Annotated in this window: 16 protein-coding genes; 5 read left to right on the top strand and 11 right to left on the bottom strand. The window is 48.1% G+C overall.

Annotation, left to right across the window (positions count from 1 at the left end):
- Positions 1–80: 80 nt before the first annotated feature.
- The 6 genes from H579_RS0101290 to H579_RS0101265 form a co-directional block, all read right to left on the bottom strand.
- Positions 81–863 carry a type 2 periplasmic-binding domain-containing protein gene (locus tag H579_RS0101290; RefSeq protein WP_028299153.1) on the bottom strand — a complete coding sequence of 261 codons (783 nt, stop codon included), beginning with the start codon at positions 861–863 and terminating at the stop codon, positions 81–83.
- A 308-nt stretch (positions 864–1,171) separates the two neighbouring features.
- On the bottom strand, positions 1,172–3,040 hold the full coding sequence (locus H579_RS0101285; protein ID WP_028299152.1) for a methyl-accepting chemotaxis protein: 1,869 nt from the start codon (positions 3,038–3,040) through the stop codon (positions 1,172–1,174).
- Positions 3,041–3,252: 212 nt separating this feature from the next.
- Complete coding sequence (gene dapD, locus H579_RS0101280) at positions 3,253–4,293, bottom strand: 2,3,4,5-tetrahydropyridine-2,6-dicarboxylate N-succinyltransferase (protein WP_028299151.1); 1,041 nt, start codon at positions 4,291–4,293, stop codon at positions 3,253–3,255.
- A 60-nt stretch (positions 4,294–4,353) separates the two neighbouring features.
- Positions 4,354–4,704, bottom strand: a complete 351-nt coding sequence (locus tag H579_RS0101275; protein WP_028299150.1) for an ArsC family reductase — start codon at positions 4,702–4,704, stop codon at positions 4,354–4,356.
- A gap of 106 nt (positions 4,705–4,810) precedes the next feature.
- Complete coding sequence (gene dapC / locus H579_RS0101270) at positions 4,811–6,007, bottom strand: succinyldiaminopimelate transaminase (protein ID WP_028299149.1); 1,197 nt, start codon at positions 6,005–6,007, stop codon at positions 4,811–4,813.
- 282 nt (positions 6,008–6,289) lie between these two features.
- A complete protein-coding gene (locus tag H579_RS0101265) occupies positions 6,290–7,552 on the bottom strand; it encodes an MgtC/SapB family protein (protein ID WP_036565003.1) in 1,263 nt (420 codons plus the stop codon).
- 144 nt (positions 7,553–7,696) lie between these two features.
- On the opposite strand from H579_RS0101265, the gene H579_RS0101260 reads away from it, so the two are divergent.
- Both H579_RS0101260 and H579_RS0101255 read left to right on the top strand, forming a co-directional pair.
- Positions 7,697–8,509, top strand: coding sequence for a hypothetical protein (locus H579_RS0101260; protein WP_028299147.1), 813 nt, complete (start codon positions 7,697–7,699; stop codon positions 8,507–8,509).
- A gap of 277 nt (positions 8,510–8,786) precedes the next feature.
- Positions 8,787–8,993, top strand: coding sequence for a PA3496 family putative envelope integrity protein (locus tag H579_RS0101255; RefSeq protein WP_028299146.1), 207 nt, complete (start codon positions 8,787–8,789; stop codon positions 8,991–8,993).
- A gap of 82 nt (positions 8,994–9,075) precedes the next feature.
- Here H579_RS0101255 and H579_RS23800 read toward each other — a convergent pair whose 3' ends face one another.
- From H579_RS23800 to prfB, 5 genes are all read right to left on the bottom strand, one after another.
- Complete coding sequence (locus H579_RS23800; RefSeq protein ID WP_051227202.1) at positions 9,076–9,915, bottom strand: potassium channel family protein; 840 nt, start codon at positions 9,913–9,915, stop codon at positions 9,076–9,078.
- 32 nt (positions 9,916–9,947) lie between these two features.
- Entirely contained in the window at positions 9,948–10,844 is an 897-nt protein-coding gene (locus H579_RS0101245; RefSeq protein WP_028299145.1) for a bile acid:sodium symporter family protein, read from the bottom strand.
- 158 nt (positions 10,845–11,002) lie between these two features.
- Positions 11,003–11,371, bottom strand: a complete 369-nt coding sequence (locus tag H579_RS0101240; protein WP_028299144.1) for a hypothetical protein — start codon at positions 11,369–11,371, stop codon at positions 11,003–11,005.
- A gap of 134 nt (positions 11,372–11,505) precedes the next feature.
- A complete protein-coding gene (gene lysS, locus H579_RS0101235) occupies positions 11,506–13,032 on the bottom strand; it encodes a lysine--tRNA ligase (RefSeq protein ID WP_028299143.1) in 1,527 nt (508 codons plus the stop codon).
- A gap of 182 nt (positions 13,033–13,214) precedes the next feature.
- A protein-coding gene (gene prfB / locus H579_RS0101230; RefSeq protein ID WP_169449684.1) for a peptide chain release factor 2 occupies positions 13,215–14,313 on the bottom strand; the annotation gives its coding sequence in 2 pieces (ribosomal slippage) (positions 13,215–14,237 and positions 14,239–14,313; 1,098 coding nt in all).
- Between the two features lie 208 nt (positions 14,314–14,521).
- Between prfB and H579_RS0101225 the strand changes: the two genes are divergently transcribed.
- The 3 genes from H579_RS0101225 (at position 14,522) to H579_RS0101215 (ending at position 17,824) form a co-directional block, all read left to right on the top strand.
- Positions 14,522–15,370, top strand: coding sequence for a hypothetical protein (locus H579_RS0101225; RefSeq protein WP_028299141.1), 849 nt, complete (start codon positions 14,522–14,524; stop codon positions 15,368–15,370).
- A 15-nt stretch (positions 15,371–15,385) separates the two neighbouring features.
- Positions 15,386–15,859 (top strand): FliG C-terminal domain-containing protein, encoded by a 474-nt coding sequence (locus H579_RS0101220; protein ID WP_028299140.1) that lies wholly within the window; start codon positions 15,386–15,388, stop codon positions 15,857–15,859.
- Positions 15,860–16,387: 528 nt separating this feature from the next.
- Positions 16,388–17,824, top strand: a complete 1,437-nt coding sequence (locus tag H579_RS0101215; protein ID WP_028299139.1) for a tyrosinase family protein — start codon at positions 16,388–16,390, stop codon at positions 17,822–17,824.
- Positions 17,825–17,853: the final 29 nt, after the last annotated feature.

Genomic DNA, 17,853 nt, shown 5'->3' with positions numbered 1-17,853 from the left:
GGAGTTAGTGTCGGATGGCGCTCCGCTTATTCAGCCTACTCTGATATCAAGAAACTTATCGGGAATGGTATTAGTCATCGTTAAGGAATTTTATAGTCAGGGTTCACGCCTGTCGGCAACACTTGATAGACCTCGCCTAAAGCCTCTTTTAACTCGCCACTGCCTCTTAACTCCTCAATATGGCGGGATAATTCTTCCTCAACCTTTTGACTGATCCCCCGACAGAGAAACGAATCTGGATGTACCACAACAGGGTGTGTAGCCTCATGGGGATATGGTGCAATATCTTTCTCTTTAAAGTAGAGATAGGCATCCGGTGTGTAAGCCACAACGGCACTGACACGCCCCTGTTTCAACATATTGAAAGCAACATCCAGCGAGTCGACAAAGACTAATTGTATGTTTAATGCCCGCGCCCGCTGAAAGAAGGTTTGCCCAAAGGGTAGGCCTCTGCGCAAGGCGACACTTTTCTCTGCTAATGAGGAAAGAGTTAAAACCGGTGGCGTGTTGTAGTCCGTAAACACATAGGGCATCGCCATATTGATGGCGGGTAAGTTGACTAAATTTAAGTCAGATTGTTCTGAGAATGAATAAAACTCGCTATTGCCATTCACGGGGCTCAGGCAACATCTCTCGCAGTGGAGAAAACGATGTATCGCCCTTTGCGCTGGCAGTACCGTTAATTCTAACCGTGCTGTTGTTGAGTTGATCTTTTTAACCACACGATCATAAGCCCCAGAATGGCTCCTTTCATGTATACCGGGAATATCAAAGGCATACAAAGGAATCTGTTCAGCTTGAGCTGAAACTACACAGGTATAGGTCAGAACCATTAAAAAAGTGCAAATTATACGGGGGTACATGTGACTTATCACACCTTAGTCAAGTTATGATGAGGGGATTCTTACAGCCTTAAGATTCCGTCCATAGCACCATTCAGCTAACCATAGGTATAACATGCGGGTATCGAAAAAGAATGTCTATTCTCCCTTTATTGTATAGACAGAGTTATTGCATAGACAGAGTGGCTATGCAGAGCTAATTCTTAGTTGAAAAAGCCCTTTCTCCGATACCAAGGCTTTTATCCTGTAAGCGTAGCACAGCCGCATAAGATATCTAAACTTAAGCGATAAGATACTCTTCATGTTAAACCGTTACACCCATCCCTTGATTAACGGTAAGAAAAGGTACTCATCTCTTGTTGTAAATGACCGGACAGCTCCGCCAACGTATCGCTGATCTGGCGGTTATTGCTGGCTGCGTTAAGATTCGCTTCCATCGCAAATTGGGCTTGTTGCAGCTGCTGTTCAGCGTACTCCATCCTGTTGCTTTGCTGCTGGCTGATCTGAAAAATATCCTTATTCTGCTGATTCAGGGCGTTGATCTGTTGTTCAATGCTGGCAAAGACTTCGTTAATACGGGCGCTCTGTTGCAACCGCTCTGAGGTACGGGTCTGGGTATTGCGGATCACCTGAGTCGCCTGTTGGATCTTATGTTGCAGCTGATCAATCTGTTGATGAATCTGCTCTGCGGACGACTGAGTTTTCAGCGATAGGCTACGTACTTCATCGGCCACAACAGCAAAGCCCCGCCCCTGTTCACCTGCTCGGGCGGCTTCAATTGCGGCGTTAAGCGCCAGTAGATTAGTTTGCGCAGCAATCTCAGCGATACTGGTCATCACCTCACTGATATTTTCGCTGTCTTGCTCCAGCTGTTCAATCTCCTGTACAGCCGTTTCGACATCGTTGATCAGTTGTTTACTGGCTGCTTGGTTCTGGCGCGCCAGGTAAGCGATCTCCTCCGATTGAGCATTCACCTGCTCCGTCATCTCGCGGGCGCTATCCACTTTAGTTTTTACCGTTTGTGAGTGACTGGAAGTATCGCTCAAGGCTTGTTTGAGTTCGCTCAGGCGCTGATCCTGCAAATAACAAGCCTCTAAAGTTTCATTAGCCGTGGTTTTCAGATCACCAGCACTGACTTGCAGACTTTGTGCGGTGTTTGCAGCATGTTTTATGCTGTTTCGGATTTTCTCGATAAAGCGATTAAAGGCCCGGGCCAGTTCTCCCAATTCATCTGGGCTATTGCTGATCAGGCGTGCGGACAGATCACCATCGCCATCCGCAATTTCTGTCATATGCATCAGGAGCAGATTAATACGACTGACGACCCGATAAGCCAACCAGACGCTGCTGATACAGAGGAGAACGCACAATAAGAGTGTTAACACCAGGGTCGTCAGGCGCTTCTCTGCAATAAGGTCCTGAACCTGCTGAGCCGTTTGCTGGTGGATCTCTTCCAGTTGAAGTGTCAGTTGTTGCCCTTGCTTCCTTAGCTGACCCAATGCACCTTTATCCGGTGCCAGCCCAACTTGTTTGGAGAGATCCACAAAGCGACGGAATGTTTGTTCATAACCCTGCATATGCTGGGCAATCTGTTGTTTGACTGGAGTAGAGAGATCACTTTGTTGCAGTTGTTGGTCAAAGCTATCCACAGCCCGTTCAAATTTATCCAGATACTTGAGCTGATGGCGCAACATAAAGTCTTTCTCGTGGCGTCTCAGCATTAACATGGCAGCATTCAGAGCAACCTGATGGCTGGCGTTAATCACCTCTTCCGCTTGATGTACAGCTTCTCTCAACTGGCCATATATCCCGGTTATCGGTGTCAGCCCCAATGCATTCTTTTTTTGCTCCAGCTGCTGGAATGCAGTTTGATAGCTTAGGGCGTCTTGTTTGGCGTTTTGCAGCGCCTGTATAGGTAGTTGTTGCTCGATAAAGGCGGGCTCAAGCTGTTGTAGTGTTTGTTGCAGTTGACCGGCCAGAGCGTGGAACTGATCAGCGGCCCGAGCCTGGTTGTTGAGTGAGAACTCCTGTTCCGCGTGTGCCATTTCCAGCAAGCGGATATGGCTGTTGGCAAGCTGGCTATCGATACGTTTAAGGTTTTCCAGCTGATTCAGGCTGTGGTTAACTAATACCAAAATGGAAAAAAATCCTGCGACACTACCCAAGATTAACAGAATAAAGCGGTACCTGATCGACATGTCAGCTCCCTTGCCCAAATACGCCAGATGATGTGAAGTGGCGTTCAAGCTAAGGCCTGTTTATGACAATTGAGTGACAGCTGCGAGTGGTTTGATGATATTAACGGATAGGCCAATAAAAAAACCGCCAGAGGTCAGCTCCAGCGGTTTTTATCGAAGCAATAATCCAGACCGTTGTTTTGCGACTCTATTCTGGATATTTACCTAAACGCTTAGTTATTAGCGTGTAGTGCTTCGTTCAGCTCAATCGCAGATTTGTTCGTCAGGCACTCAATCGCACCGTTCTGAGAGTTGCGACGGAACAGCAGATCATCTTTACCGGCCAGATCACGGGCACGCGCCACTTCAACCAGTTCACGGTTGTCATCCAGTACGTTCACTTTAGAACCTGCAGTGATGTACAGACCCGCTTCAACGATGCAACGGTCACCCAGAGGGATGCCAATACCGGCGTTCGCACCGATCAGACACTCATCACCCACAGAGATAATGATGTTGCCGCCGCCAGACAGGGTGCCCATAGTGGAGCAACCGCCACCCAGGTCACTGCCCTTGCCTACAAATACACCGGCAGAGATGCGACCTTCGATCATGCCAGGACCTTCGGTTCCGGCATTAAAGTTAACAAAACCTTCGTGCATGATAGTAGTACCTGCCCCCAGGTAAGCACCCAGACGAACACGAGCGGTATCAGCGATACGTGTACCCGCAGGCACCACGTAATCCACCATTTTAGGGAACTTGTCAACACAATCTACGGACAGGGCTTCACCGTTCAGGCGCGCCTGTAGCTGACGCTGTGGCAGTTCTTCCAGGTCGATCGCACCCTGGTTGGTCCAGGCGACGTTAGGCAGAGCGCCAAACATGCCGTTCAGGTTAGCACCGTGTGGCTTAACCAGACGGTGAGACAGCAGGTGCAGCTTCAGATAAACCTCAGCAACCTCTTTAGGATCGGTATCTTCTTCGATGAAAGTCGCTACCAGAGGACGCTTGCTATCAGCAAAGCTGGCAACCAGCTCAGATTGAGCCACCTCACCGGCTTCTTTCAGCGCATTAACCAGAGCTTCAACTTTATCAGTACCAAAAGCCACAACCTGGTTGCCGCCCTGATAGTCCAGAACCTGTGCAACAGTGTCTACCAGGCTAACCGCAGGGGCCAGCAGCGGCTGAGGATAAAACACTTCCAGCCACTCGCCTTTGCTGTTTTGAGTACCTACGCCAAAGCCAAAGCTGAAAAAGGGTGGTGCAGTCATAATCGCTCCCAATGAGATAGAGACAGCACAGCTGCCATGATTAAAGGTTAAGTAGTGAAATTATTCGGCAAAAAATGCCTGGTAGTCGGCGTCTTTAAAGCCTGCTTTAAATGTATTGTCACGGTCTAAGACTGGGCGACGTACCAAGGTTGGCAGTTCTGTCATCAGGGCTACCGCTTTAGCCTGATCCAGATCTGCTTTTTGTTCGTCGGTCAGGTTGCGCCAGCTGGTACTGCGCTTGTTCAGTACATTTTCCCAACCCAAGGCTTCACACCAGGTCGTCACCTGCTGCTCAGTTAAGCCGTCTTTGCGGAAATCGTGGAACTGATAATCCTGCTGATGGGCTTCAAGCCACTTTTTGGCTTTTTTCACCGTATCGCAGTTTGGAATGCCGTAGAGGGTAAGGGCCATAACTACCTGCTCTGTTCGGGCTCATGGAGCCTGATTAACAATCAAATCAGCGGTAACGGCTCTATCCCTCACCGCTGAATAAAAAGAGTGCTTGTTGAATCTGAATTTACAGCGATTCAACAAAAGTACGGATACGCTGCGCCGCTTCAACACACTCATCCAGAGTTGCCACCAGTGCCATACGCACACGGTTGCGGCCTGGGTTTTCGCCATCGATAGTACGCGATAGATAGCTACCCGGCAGCACAGTAACATTTTGCTGAGCAAACAGCTGCTGAGCAAAGGCTTCTTCCTGAATCGGTGTTTCCGGCCATAGATAGAAGCTGGCTTCCGGCTGTTGGAAGTTCAATACCGGTGACAGTATCTCACCTACACGGGCAAACTTCTCGGCGTAAACCACACGATTGGCAATAGTGTGTTCTTCATCATTCCAGGCTTCAATGCTGGCCAGTTGGTGCTGAACCGGCATAGAGCAGCCGTGATAGGTACGGTACAGCAGGAACTTCTGCATCAGTTCCGCTTCACCAGCAATAAAGCCAGAGCGCAGGCCCGGCAGGTTGGAGCGCTTGGACAGGCTGTGGAAGACAACACAGTTTTTGTAGTCATCTCGGCCCAGTTCCGCACAGGCTTGTAACAGGCCTGCCGGTGGGTTCTGCTCATCAAAATAGATCTCTGAGTAACACTCATCAGAGGCAATAACAAAATCATACTGATCAGATAGCGCAATCAGTTTTTTAAGTACATCCATACCGATCACAGCGCCGGTTGGGTTGCCAGGACTACACAGAAACAGCAGCTGCGTGTTATGCCAAACGTCTTCAGGCACTGCATCAAAATCCGGAATAAAGCCATTTTCTGCACGACACGGCATAAAGTACGGCTCGGCACCGGCCAGATAAGCCGCACCTTCGTAGATCTGATAAAACGGGTTGGGTGATGCGATCAATGCACCGGGTTTACGTTCGATCAGCGCTTGAGTAAAAGCAAAGATGGCTTCACGGGTGCCGTTCACCGGCAAGACATGATCGGCAGCAGTCAGAGTATTTTCATTCAGTTTAAAGCGACGCTGACACCAGTTAGCAATCGCTTCACGCAGCTCAGGCAGCCCCTGGGTCGTCGGGTAATTGCTGATGCGATGAATATTGCTGGTCAGACAGTCCAGAACAAACTGAGGCGCAGGGTGGCGTGGTTCACCGATAGACAGCGGGATGTGCTGTAAATCTTCAGGCGCTGTGACCTGAGCTTTTAGCGCAGTCAGTTTTTCAAAAGGATAAGGTTGTAAACGGTTCAAATCTGGGTTCATACCGGAGTCCAGCCAGCTGACAGGTAATGCCATGCTTACCTGTAATTATCTTATACACACCTAAACAAGCTGCTCGATATTATTTGGCCAACGGCTAAATAGATCGGTATTTTGTATGGAGATAGCATTGTTTAAGCGCCTAGGGTTAGTCGGGCATTATAAAGAAGCTACTACAGGGTCACAAATAACCTAAGCGAATTAGATCTATAATAGTTTTTGATCAAACCACTTATCCCAAACAGCCAGTCAGATTCATACATCTCATCGCAAACCGGGTCATCGCTAGCCTGGCAGCAAAAAAGCCACCACCACCCCAAGAACACCGGCCAATATCAAAGGCACACTAGTCTTAAAAACCAGATTACGCCCGCCCAGGGTCCCTGACATGCCGGCTTTTAGCAGAGTATTAACGGTTGCGGCAATGACTATGCCTAAAACCGCCGTTTCTTTCGCCAAGCCCTCACGACTCATACCAGAAAGAGACAGATTAATGGGATCTACATCTGCGATGCCGGAGGCAGCAGCCAGTAATAGAATCCCAGTCTCTCCCAACGTCGCCTGTAAGGCGCTGCTTAACAGTAGGATTGCGGCTAACAAGACACCAAAGGCTAAGGCTGATAATAGCGAGAGAGGAGAAGATGGATGCTTCATATCCTCAGGCACACTGTGATAGCCCTGATACCAGAACCAGAGTGCGGGCAGATAAACGACCACGGCCATTAGCAAAGCCGAAGGGGCCAGTAAAGGCAAGAGCTCAGGGTTAATTACACTGGCAACCAATAGCACCCTGGGATACATAGTGCCACAGGCAAATAACACCCCAGCCGCTAACAAAGGAGAGGCCTGCGGCGCTTGCTTTGCCATACGGGAAAACTGCAGAGTCAGCGCTGTGGATGAGACAAAACCAGCAAAAAAAGCCGTCAGCATGATGCCTTTTTTAGCACCCGCAATTTTCATGGCAAAATAACCAACAAAAGAGATACTGGAGATCAGGACCACCATCCACCAGATCTCATAAGGGTTCAGAGCCTGCCAGGGGCCCATATTTACATCCGGTAATATTGGCAGGACAACCACAGAGATAATCAGCAGTTCAAGCGCCGCCCAGAGCTCTTTTTTCTCCAGTAACCACAACCAGCGGTGTAGCTCTCCTTTTAAACTCAACAACAAGGTTGTCACAACCGCCATAGCCGAGGCTTCTACTGCAAAACCAACCATAACCATAGCGCCGTAACAGAAGGCCAATAACGCTGAAATCAGTGAAGTGAGAGAGACGTTTTTCCTATTGCGATTCACCACATAAGACGCGGTTAAAGCAATGGCCAGAGCCACAAAGAAAACACCAAGCAGATAGCCGCCTAAACTTTGTGCCAGCATCGCTGAAACAGCGCCCAATAGCGCAATCAATCCGTAGGTACGCAAGCCAGCAATACGGGAACCTTCTTTCAGGTCACGATATTTCCAACCTCGCTCCACACCGATAAGAAGTCCCAGAGAGAGCGCTATAGCTAATAAACCAATAGAATGGGTATCACTGATCTGCACGGAAAACTCCTGTTGTCTGTGTTCTTGTCTGCCCTAATGCCTGAAAACTAGGGTAATTGCACTGATCCTCTTATGTGCAAATATCATTTGCAGTAACATAGGGACAAATTTACGATCTATTTGAAGATATTTCTGCATCGATTTATGAAAATTCGTACTCTTTTTACTGCCCTGTTTTCCTGCGTGCTCAGTACGCTACCAGCTACAGCATTGAGTGATATCAGTTTAACCTATCAATCTGTCGCTACACCTGAACATAAAAGCACTGTCTTGGTAAATCAAAACTATATCCGTTTTGAAAACCCTATGACGCCTGACTTTTTCATGCTGTATGACGTTAAACGCCAACGTATGACATTGGTAGATAGCGATCGCCGTAGCTACACCTATCTGGATAAAGAAAGTCTGGAAAGCCTGTCAGAGCAAATTGAAGTAACACGCCAGGCCATTATCGCTGAGCTGAAAGCCGGTATGAAAACGGCGTCTCCGGAAGAAAAAAGCCAAATGGCTGAAATTCTGCAGCAGCTGAAAGAGCTCGCTCTGGCACCATCAAAACAGCTTGTGCGTTATATACCAATGGATAAAACTCAGACGATTAATGGCTATCAATGCCAATTGATCCAAGCATTGGTTAAAAATGATATCCACGCCACCTTGTGTGCCATTGATGCCAAACAAGCTAAGATCTCTGCTGCTGAAATGGCAACCCTGAAATCCTTCCATCACTTTTCCAATAGTGTGCACCAACAGCTTAACCCCGGCGATGCCACAGAACTGCTGTTTATTATGAACAGTGAACAACAACTGCCGGTATCCATTGAACGTCACCTGCCTGCATCAGTAAAAGATGAGTACCATCTGATCGAGGTAAAGCAACTCCAGTTATCACCCGATGCTTTCAAAGTGCCACAGGGCTATGAAATTCAAGACATTGAAAATGCCTTTATTGTTGAGTAACTACCTCAATGAGCGTCTTAACGGAAGAAAAATATCTCTGATATCTGTAACCCCTTAATAAATAAATGTAAATAAATCTGTAACAGAAAAAAAATTTAATGCTAATGTCATTTTTTTCTTTACCGGAGAAAAAAATAGATCTATATAAGCAGACGAGTACATCGCGAAACAAAACTCAGCCAAATTTCTCTTGGCTGAAATCCTGAGAACATGGCATATCTCATTAAGGGCGTTTTTGTTTCGCTACTTATCAACTTTTTTCTGGAGAGATTTATCAATGGGCCGTGAGAGCGTATCCTTTGATTCTGATGACGACCTTCTTGATGATGGTCAGGATAATTTTTCAGCGGAAGAAGAAGAAAAAGAGGTCAAAAAAGGTAAGGCGATGGACAAGCGTCGTTTGATCGAAGATCGCTTAGAGCAACGTCGTTTGCAACGTGCCTTGTATGACGATTACGACAACTTCGACTTAGACGATTATTAAGCAGACCTCTTTGTATAAGGCTGTATACTTTACAGCCTTTGTCCCCCTGTCATCACAGACTTCGAGCAACAGATGTAAGCTCTTATTCCCGCTTATCTTGCATCTGTTGTTTCAACAGCTGTTGCTGGTAATCCAGCAAACGTGCCACATTGTTTTCAAGCCGCGACATCTTGCGTTCCAGATGATCCATACGCTCCAGCAGTTCAGACTCTTTATCAATCACTTCCTCCTCTTCCCGCTCCAAAAAGAAAACGGAGAAGCTGGCGGTTAACAGAGAGAACAAACCAATACCGACCAGAATCAATATCCCTGCAAAGATCTTACCTGCCGGCGTCACCGGAACAAGATCGCCATATCCGACCGTCGTTATAGTCACGAGAGCCCACCAGATACCATCCCAGGGAGTTTCAATAGCAGGGTCAATAGCTGAGATAAAAGCCCCCGACAAACCAATGAACAAAGCACTGATTAACAGTGTTGTACCCAGGTGGTTACGGATCAGAATAGCGCGGACGGTTTTGCCCAGAGGAGCCAGTAAGCCCAACAGTAGCACCACACGCAACATGCGCAATATACCGGTAAAAGCGAGCTCCCCCCACAGCACAGGCAACCCCAGTACAATGATCAGCAGGTTCATCCAGTTCTGACGCAAATAACGTCGGGTATCATCCACCAGAGAGGCGAGCAAGAGCGTTTCCAGTACAAAAAACAACCACACCAGTATATCCGTGATATGGTGCCAATCCTGATTCATGGCTCCGGTAAAACTGGGATACCAACTGATCAACATCCACAGGGCCAGAAATAGCATCGGCCATTCCAAACGTCGCCCCCAACGTCGGGCCGCGTCATTCTCTGAGGGGTCAACACCCGCCAATCCGACCAGACACCCCAAGGCGGATGCTTTCACAAAATCATTCATGGGCTTTACCTCTGACGGACCAAACAGCCTACTTATGACACCTGAAAGCTCGTCTGTTGGGTTTCAGAACGATGCAGGTGCTTACCCCACCAGAGGCCAAACAACAAGCTGGGGCCTAACATCAGGATGCCATAAATCACCGGAGGAACCGACATCAGACTATTGCCCAGAATCGTACCTGTCACCAATAAGGCGGTGCCACCGTTCTGTACACCCACCTCAATGCCCGCCGTAATCTGCTGCGCGACACTTAAACCCAGCAGGCGGGCATAAAAATAACCGCAAGCCAGCGCTAAAACGTTCAGACAGATCGCCGCCGGTCCCACCTGAACCAGAAACTCGGGCATCTGTTGCCAATGCTTAATGGCAATACCCGTAATCACAAACAGCAAAAAACCGATAGATAACGGCTTAACGATCCGAGCTAAACGTGACGAGAGTTGAGGTTTTGCCTTATGCAACCACATGCCCAATGATACGGGTACAATGGTAATCACCACCAACTTCATCATCGTCTGGACAACGGGTAGCTCAATCGCCTGAGACTGCCCCATCCAATGCTCCAGCGCTAACTGAGTCAGCAAAGGCATGGTAAAAGGGGTCAATAGGCTGGCAAAGGCTGTTAGAGTAATCGATAGTGCCACATCGCCACGACTGAGAAAGGTCATCATGTTAGATGTTGCTCCACCCGGAGCAAAGGAAAGCACCATCAACCCCACCGCCAGCTCTGGCGGTAATGCAAACAGAGAGACGACCACAAAGGCCAATACAGGCACGAAAAGCATTTGACCACTTAAACCGGTCAGCACCGCTTTGGGTAAACGAAATACTCGGGAAAAGTCTGCCAGGGTCAGGGTCATGCCCATTCCCAGCATAATAACAAACAGTGCTACAGGGAGAACAACCCCCAGCAGAATTCCATTAGACATACTGAAGGCTCCTTATAGGGAGATAGATAAGGGGGAGATTAAAACGTATCGATAAAACAGTTGATAGCCGTATATTCAGGAGGAAAATCAGGCTCTAAACACAGGCCCACCTGGCACCTATCCTAAGCACCAGGTAGACAATGCTGAAAAGAGGGGCGTTACGCCTGATCTTCCAGGTCGTCGACACTGGCTGCCTGCAAACGATTACTGAAGTCCAGATCAAACACCATCACCGCAGGGTCAATGGTCAGGAAGCGTTCAAACAGCTCTATGCTCAGCTCTGCCGGCCACTGGCTTTCATCCTCTTCCCAGGATTTCAGCTCATTTTCCAAAATATTCAGATAGAACTCCTGCACCATATCATTCAGTTGCTCCTCATCCTCGATCTCCGGGATCAGGTACACGGTTGCTTCTTCGTTAACATCCTGCAATGTCAGGGTTTCACTGTCGTCATCCAGGTTATTGATCCAATCAACAAAATCCTGACTCAGCTTTACAGTGATGGCAGAACGATTCAGCATCTTCATGGTGCTTCTCCAACAAGTTCATTATGAACTACAACTATCTCAAGCGATCCTTACAGAATCGCAATTTTGCTTAGCATGATAAATAAAACCCCGGAAATCAAGGAGATCCGGGGTTTAAACGTCAGGCTAACCGCTTATTTGCTTTCGCCTTCAGGACGCATGTGCGGGAACAACAGCACATCGCGAATAGAAGGGGCATTGGTAAACAGCATCACCAGACGGTCAATACCGATACCTTCACCGGCGGTCGGTGGCAAGCCGTATTCCAATGCACGGATATAATCCTGATCGTAGTACATGGCTTCATCATCACCGGCGTCTTTCTCAGCCACTTGCTGCTCAAAACGCTCGGCCTGATCTTCCGCATCGTTCAGCTCCGAGAAGCCATTTGCGATCTCACGGCCACCGACAAAGAACTCAAAACGATCGGTGACAAATGGGTTGTCATCGTTACGACGGGCCAGCGGTGATACTTCAGCCGGGTATTCAGTAATAAAGGTCGGCTGCATCAGGCGATGCTCAGCCACCTCTTCAAAGATCTCGGTTTGGATCTTGCCCAGCCCCCAGATCGCTTTCACCTTGATGCCCAGTTTCTCGGCGGTGGCCGTGGCTGCTTCCAGCGTATCCACGTCAGACAGCTCAATACCTTCACCGTATTTCAGGATAGAGTCCACCAGTGTCATACGGATAAACGGCTGACCAAAGTCATAGGTGTCGCCCTGATATTCCACAACATTGGTACCCAGCACATTCTGAGTCACGGTGCGCAGCATATCTTCGGTCAGATCCATCAGGTCCTTATAGTCCGCATACGCCTGGTAGAACTCCAGCATGGTGAACTCAGGGTTGTGACGGGTGGACAGACCTTCGTTACGGAAGTTACGGTTGATCTCAAATACTTTCTCGAAACCACCCACCACCAGACGTTTCAGGTACAGTTCTGGTGCAATACGCAGGTACATATCACGGTCCAGCGCATTATGGTGCGTGATAAATGGACGTGCACTTGCACCGCCGGGAATCACCTGCAGCATCGGCGTTTCAGCTTCGATATAACCACGCTCACTCAGGTAGTTACGGATACCGCTCACCACTTGAGAACGCACCTTAAAGGTATTACGCGACTCTTCATTCATGATCAGATCAACGTAACGCTGACGGTAACGCATCTCCTGATCACTCAGACCGTGGAACTTATCCGGCAGTGGACGCAGCGCTTTAGTCAGCAGCTCACACTGTTCGATATAGATGTACAGGTCACCCTTACCGGATTTGTGTACCGGACCGCTGGCACCGACGATATCACCAAAATCCCAGCTCTTGATATCCGCACGCACTTCTTCCGGCAGCGCTTTTTTATCCACATACAGCTGGATCTGGCTGCTCATGTCCTGAATAACGATAAATGGACCACGCATACGCATGATACGACCGGCAACCGACGCTTTACGATCCAGCTGCTCCAGTTCTTCCTTATCCTTATCGCCCAGTTCAGCCTGCAGCTCAGAGGCCAGCGCATCACGACGGAAAGTATTTGGGAACGCAACGCCCTGCTCGCGACGAGCGGCCAGTTTGGCACGACGCTCTGCGATCAGTTTGTTCTCTTCGGCAGCCGCGGCTGCTACATCAACTGAAGTATCTTGCTGCTGTTCAGTAGCCATTCGTTATTCAACCATTTCCAACTAATTCAATATGAAACCTGCACGTCTTAAACACTGTACAGGTTATACAGAAAACACGGCAGAGCGATGACAGTACACGATCTGATTCATCCCTCTGCTCTCGTCACTGAACCGCCATAGGCTTCTATCAAGCACGGTAGCTCAGAGGCGAGTATTGAGGATTACAGCCCCTGTTTCAGGCTGGCCTCAATAAAGCGATCCAGATCACCATCCAGAACCGCCTGGGTATTGCGGTTTTCTACACCAGTACGCAGATCTTTGATACGGGAATCATCCAGTACGTAGGAGCGAATCTGACTGCCCCAACCGATATCGGATTTTGTATCTTCCAGCGCCTGCTTCTCCGCATTACGCTTCTGCATCTCCAGCTCATACAGTTTTGCTTTCAGCTGCTTCATCGCGCGATCGCGGTTAGCGTGCTGAGAGCGCTCTGTCTGACAGGATGCCACGACACCGGTTGGTTCGTGGGTAATACGTACCGCAGAATCCGTGGTGTTTACGTGCTGACCACCGGCACCAGAGGAACGGTAAGTATCCGTTCTCAGATCCGCCGGGTTGATCTCAATCTCAAAGCTATCATCCACTTCCGGTGATACAAACACAGAAGCAAATGAGGTATGGCGGCGACCACCGGAATCAAACGGTGATTTGCGTACCAGACGGTGAACACCGGTTTCAGTTCTTAGCCAGCCATAGGCATATTCACCTTCAAAGCGAATCGTCGCGCCTTTGATACCGGCCACATCACCTGCAGTCGCTTCAACCAATTCGGTTTTAAAGCCATGGGCATCGCCCCAGCGCAGGTACATACGCAGCATCATATTGGCCCAGTCCTGAGCCTCGGTACCACCGGAGCCCGCCTGGATATCCAGGAAGGCATTACTTGGGTCCATCTCACCGGAAAACATACGACGGAACTCCAGCTTCTCCAGCTGCTGCTGCAGATTGGCCAGCTCCTCTTCTACCTCGGTGATGGTGCCTTCATCTTCTTCTTCGACAGCCAGATCCAACAGATCCTGAGCATCCGCCAAGCCGCTTTCCATATTATCGATAGTTTGTACTACCAATTCTAAAGAAGAACGCTCTTTACCCAATGCCTGGGCACGATCCGGTTCATTCCAGATCTCGGGCTGTTCCAGCTCACGGTTTACTTCTTCAAGACGGTCTTTTTTCTCAGCGTAGTCAAAGATACCCCCTAAGGATATCGGTCCGCTCAGACATATCCTTAATCAGGGTTACAATCGGGTTTATTTCAAACATACCTGCGAAACTCGCAATTTGATAAAGAAAAGATCAGAGAGAAAATATAAGAGCGCAATTCTACCGAATCCAGCACGGCTCTGACAGTGCTTAATTGCCTTTCGTAACGAAACAAGCACGCTTTTGCGGTGAAATCAAAAGCCTATGCGGTCTATAATGGCGCTAACAGAAAAAAATATGACACATACTGCTTTCAGGAATGGACCACATGCAGATCAAGGTTAAACCGGTCAGAGGTCAACGACTTGAAATCAAGTTGGATCAGACCAAACTGCTGCTGACAGAATCCGATTGCCAGGAGATGCGTAACGCTCTGGCTAAAAATCTGGAGTCGTTTTCCCGCCACCCTGTCTCAACCTGGGATGAGGCCCGCGAAGAGTTTAAACAGCTGCTGCCTACATTAGAATATTTGGAGAAGTTTGCTGATAACGAACTGGCGCTACTGATGCGGGAGTTTGACTTTACCCTTCTTTACCGGGTGTGCCAGCAGAAACCCCTGACGACCCTGCTCAAAAAACTGGAAGGCGCATTGGGACGCAAGGAAATTGACCGCCTGATTGCAGAGGGTGAGCGCCTGCCACTACAACCACTTTGGGAGGTAAACCTAAGAATTGGCGCTCTTAAACGCACCATTGAACGCCTGAGTGATGAGGGTGAAATTCGCCCCCCTAAGATGTCATCCTCTCGACCCTCTGAAGAAATAGCACCCAACCTGACTCGCTCAGGTGAAGCCAAGGTTATACGTCAGGTATTGCAAAAGCTGGATACCTACCCGGAAAAAGTACTGCTGGCCATCTTTAAGTCTTTACCTCCCAGAGAGCTGGCTAAACTGTGGTTTATTATGGAAGAGTTTTCTATCGCCAGCTTGTTGGACAAGTTTAATCGGGTAATTCCACCGCCATTACAGCAGAAGCTCAAATCAGCCAAGCCGAAAACGATGCAGGCAACGGATGCCCGTAAAACATGTCAGCTCGCTATTGAGGTGATTAAAAGCCTGAAGAACAAAAAAAGTGGCAACGACAATACACCGCCGCCTTCCGGGCCTATTCTGGTGTAACGCACAGGAGTCTATATGAGCTTTGATGTAAGAAAACTGGGCGAACACACCTTCTTGATGGAAAAAGAGTTTTTCTCCATGACCATGGATCTGGTGGATGGGGTCAGGCTGTTATCAAAACTGGATGAGCAGCTAGGTTTAAACCCTCCATTGTCTCAGGGCGAGCCTAATTTTATTCCCCTGTATCGCAACCTGCTAAAAGTACTGACCTATATGGATCAGCGCAGTATGCAGATGCTGATGCATGCGGCCTCACGGGATCTGTTAGTCAATCTGATGCGCACAGTCAAAGGCACCAAGCTGGAAAGTCGTTTGATGAGCTATACCACTAAGCGTAACAAACAGGCCATCGAAACCGACGTGCTATATAACAAACCAATCAACCCCAATGATGCCCTGCAAACATTCTCTGATTTTTTCCAGATAGTAGAAGACCATATGGATAAAACCCTGATTACTCTGGTTGACCCTAACGGTGAGTATTATTGAATAGTTTTATACACTCCCACTCTTTCCTTTAGGGAGAGTTTTAACCTTCATAATCCACTATATTCAGTAATATCTTATACCAATCCCGATAAATATTGTAGGTCGGAAAAGCCGCAAGGCGCCTTCCGACAATTGAGATAGATGTCGGATGGCGCTTCGCTTATCCGACCTACGAGCTCCATATATCAAAACTTATCGCGAAAGGCATTAGACAAGATATAGCAAAAACACCCCGAGAGGTAATTCGGGGTGTTTTTTTATTAACACCCCCAGTTTTCAGTACAAAATAGCATCAACTAAAAGGAAGATCTTTTGTAATATCTTTATCGCGCATTCTCGGCAAACAACTCCACCAAGAGACAACTTACGTCACAAGAAAAATAGCCTATCAACAAAAACAAAGACATACCACACTCTTCACTATTACAACAAGCAAACTCTTCAACTCGCTGTAATACAATGTAATAGCAAACACTATATACCAACAATAGTATCGATTACGCATTCCACTAACAGAGGAAACAAGGCATGCGGATCAGACAGAATATTAACGATTTAAACGATGATACTTTACTATGGTATTCACGCGCCGTAATAGAAATGAAAAAGCGTGATATCACTGATCCTACCAGCTGGTGGTACCAGGGAGCCGTTCATGGATATGGTGTCGAAGCTTTGCCAGACTTTTCAGAACGCGAAGTATGGTCTCAGGCTACAGGCTTTCCACCACCACAAAGCCTAGTAGACAGTGAATTCTGGCAACAGTGTCAGCATGGCACTTGGTACTTTCTACCATGGCACAGAATGTATCTCATGTTCTTTGAAGAGATTGTGGCAAAAACCGTCCAAGAGCTTGGGGGACCAGCAGATTGGACTCTGCCTTACTGGAACTACTGTAACGCTTATAATCCCGCTCTATCAGAACGAGAACAGGTTGAAGCCCGAAGAATCCCTGAAGCTTTTGGTTCCGAAGATGGCCCAAATCAGGAATACCCTGGCCTCTGGATCAAAGAGCGTGCGCACTATGAGATACAAAAACGCAATGTCAGCTGTTCACAGGCAATGCAACGCCAAGCATTTACAACCGAAGTTGCTCGCGCCAGCTTTGGTGGCGGTGTTACCGGCTTCTCACACAATGGCAGTAGTACCGGGCAACTTGAACAGTTACCGCATAATGTTGTACACGTGGATGTTGGCGAGGTTATGGGCGACCCAAATACAGCGGCATTGGATCCTATTTTCTGGCTACACCATGCTAATATCGACCGGCTATGGCAATCCTGGCTGAACCAGGGTGAAGGAAGGGAAAACCCGGGCAATAAGAAATGGAGAGACTTCACCTTTGCTTTCCACAATGCTCAAAGTGATGTTGTGAAAGTGGCAGTCAAGAGCGTCGAAAACCTAGCAGACCTAGGCTATACATATAGTGCTAATTACCCGGACAATATCGAAGTAGATTCCGCAACGCAAGAAAAGCCTGACGCATTATTAGATATCTTAGCAGCCTCTATAAGTCCAACCCAGCTTAGCTCTAACGCTGTTAATACCGAGCTTGAGTTTGTGCCGAAACCACAAAGACGTGCCCGTATTAAATCATTAGCAGCGTCGAATAAGAGTCTACAAAATTCCGAAGCTAAACAGACATTTATCCAACTGGATAATATTGTCGGCGAAGGAGTGATTGCTCCTGTCGATGTCTTTATCAAACTAAAAGGTCGCACTGAACGTCATTATGTCAGCAGTATCGGCTTGTTTGGTCTATCAAATGCTTCCAGGGCAGATGCTCGCAACAACGGCAACGGCCTAAACGCAACGGTAGATGCGACCGAGATTGTCCATACCCTACGTCAAGCTGTAGATTGGGATGAGGAACAACTGACCGTTGAACTAGAACCACAGCGCGCACTTGGCAATGCTCGTCTGCAAGTAGGTCGGATAAGTATCTATAGTGAGTCAGAAAACTAATCGACAGCTAGTGTTTCAGTATTTTCGGG

It is taken from the genome of Oceanospirillum beijerinckii DSM 7166 (assembly GCF_000422425.1).
Lineage (GTDB): Bacteria > Pseudomonadota > Gammaproteobacteria > Pseudomonadales > Halomonadaceae > Oceanospirillum > Oceanospirillum beijerinckii.
Note: the sequence above shows the minus strand (reverse complement) of the source record. Positions and strands in the feature narration are given on the sequence as shown.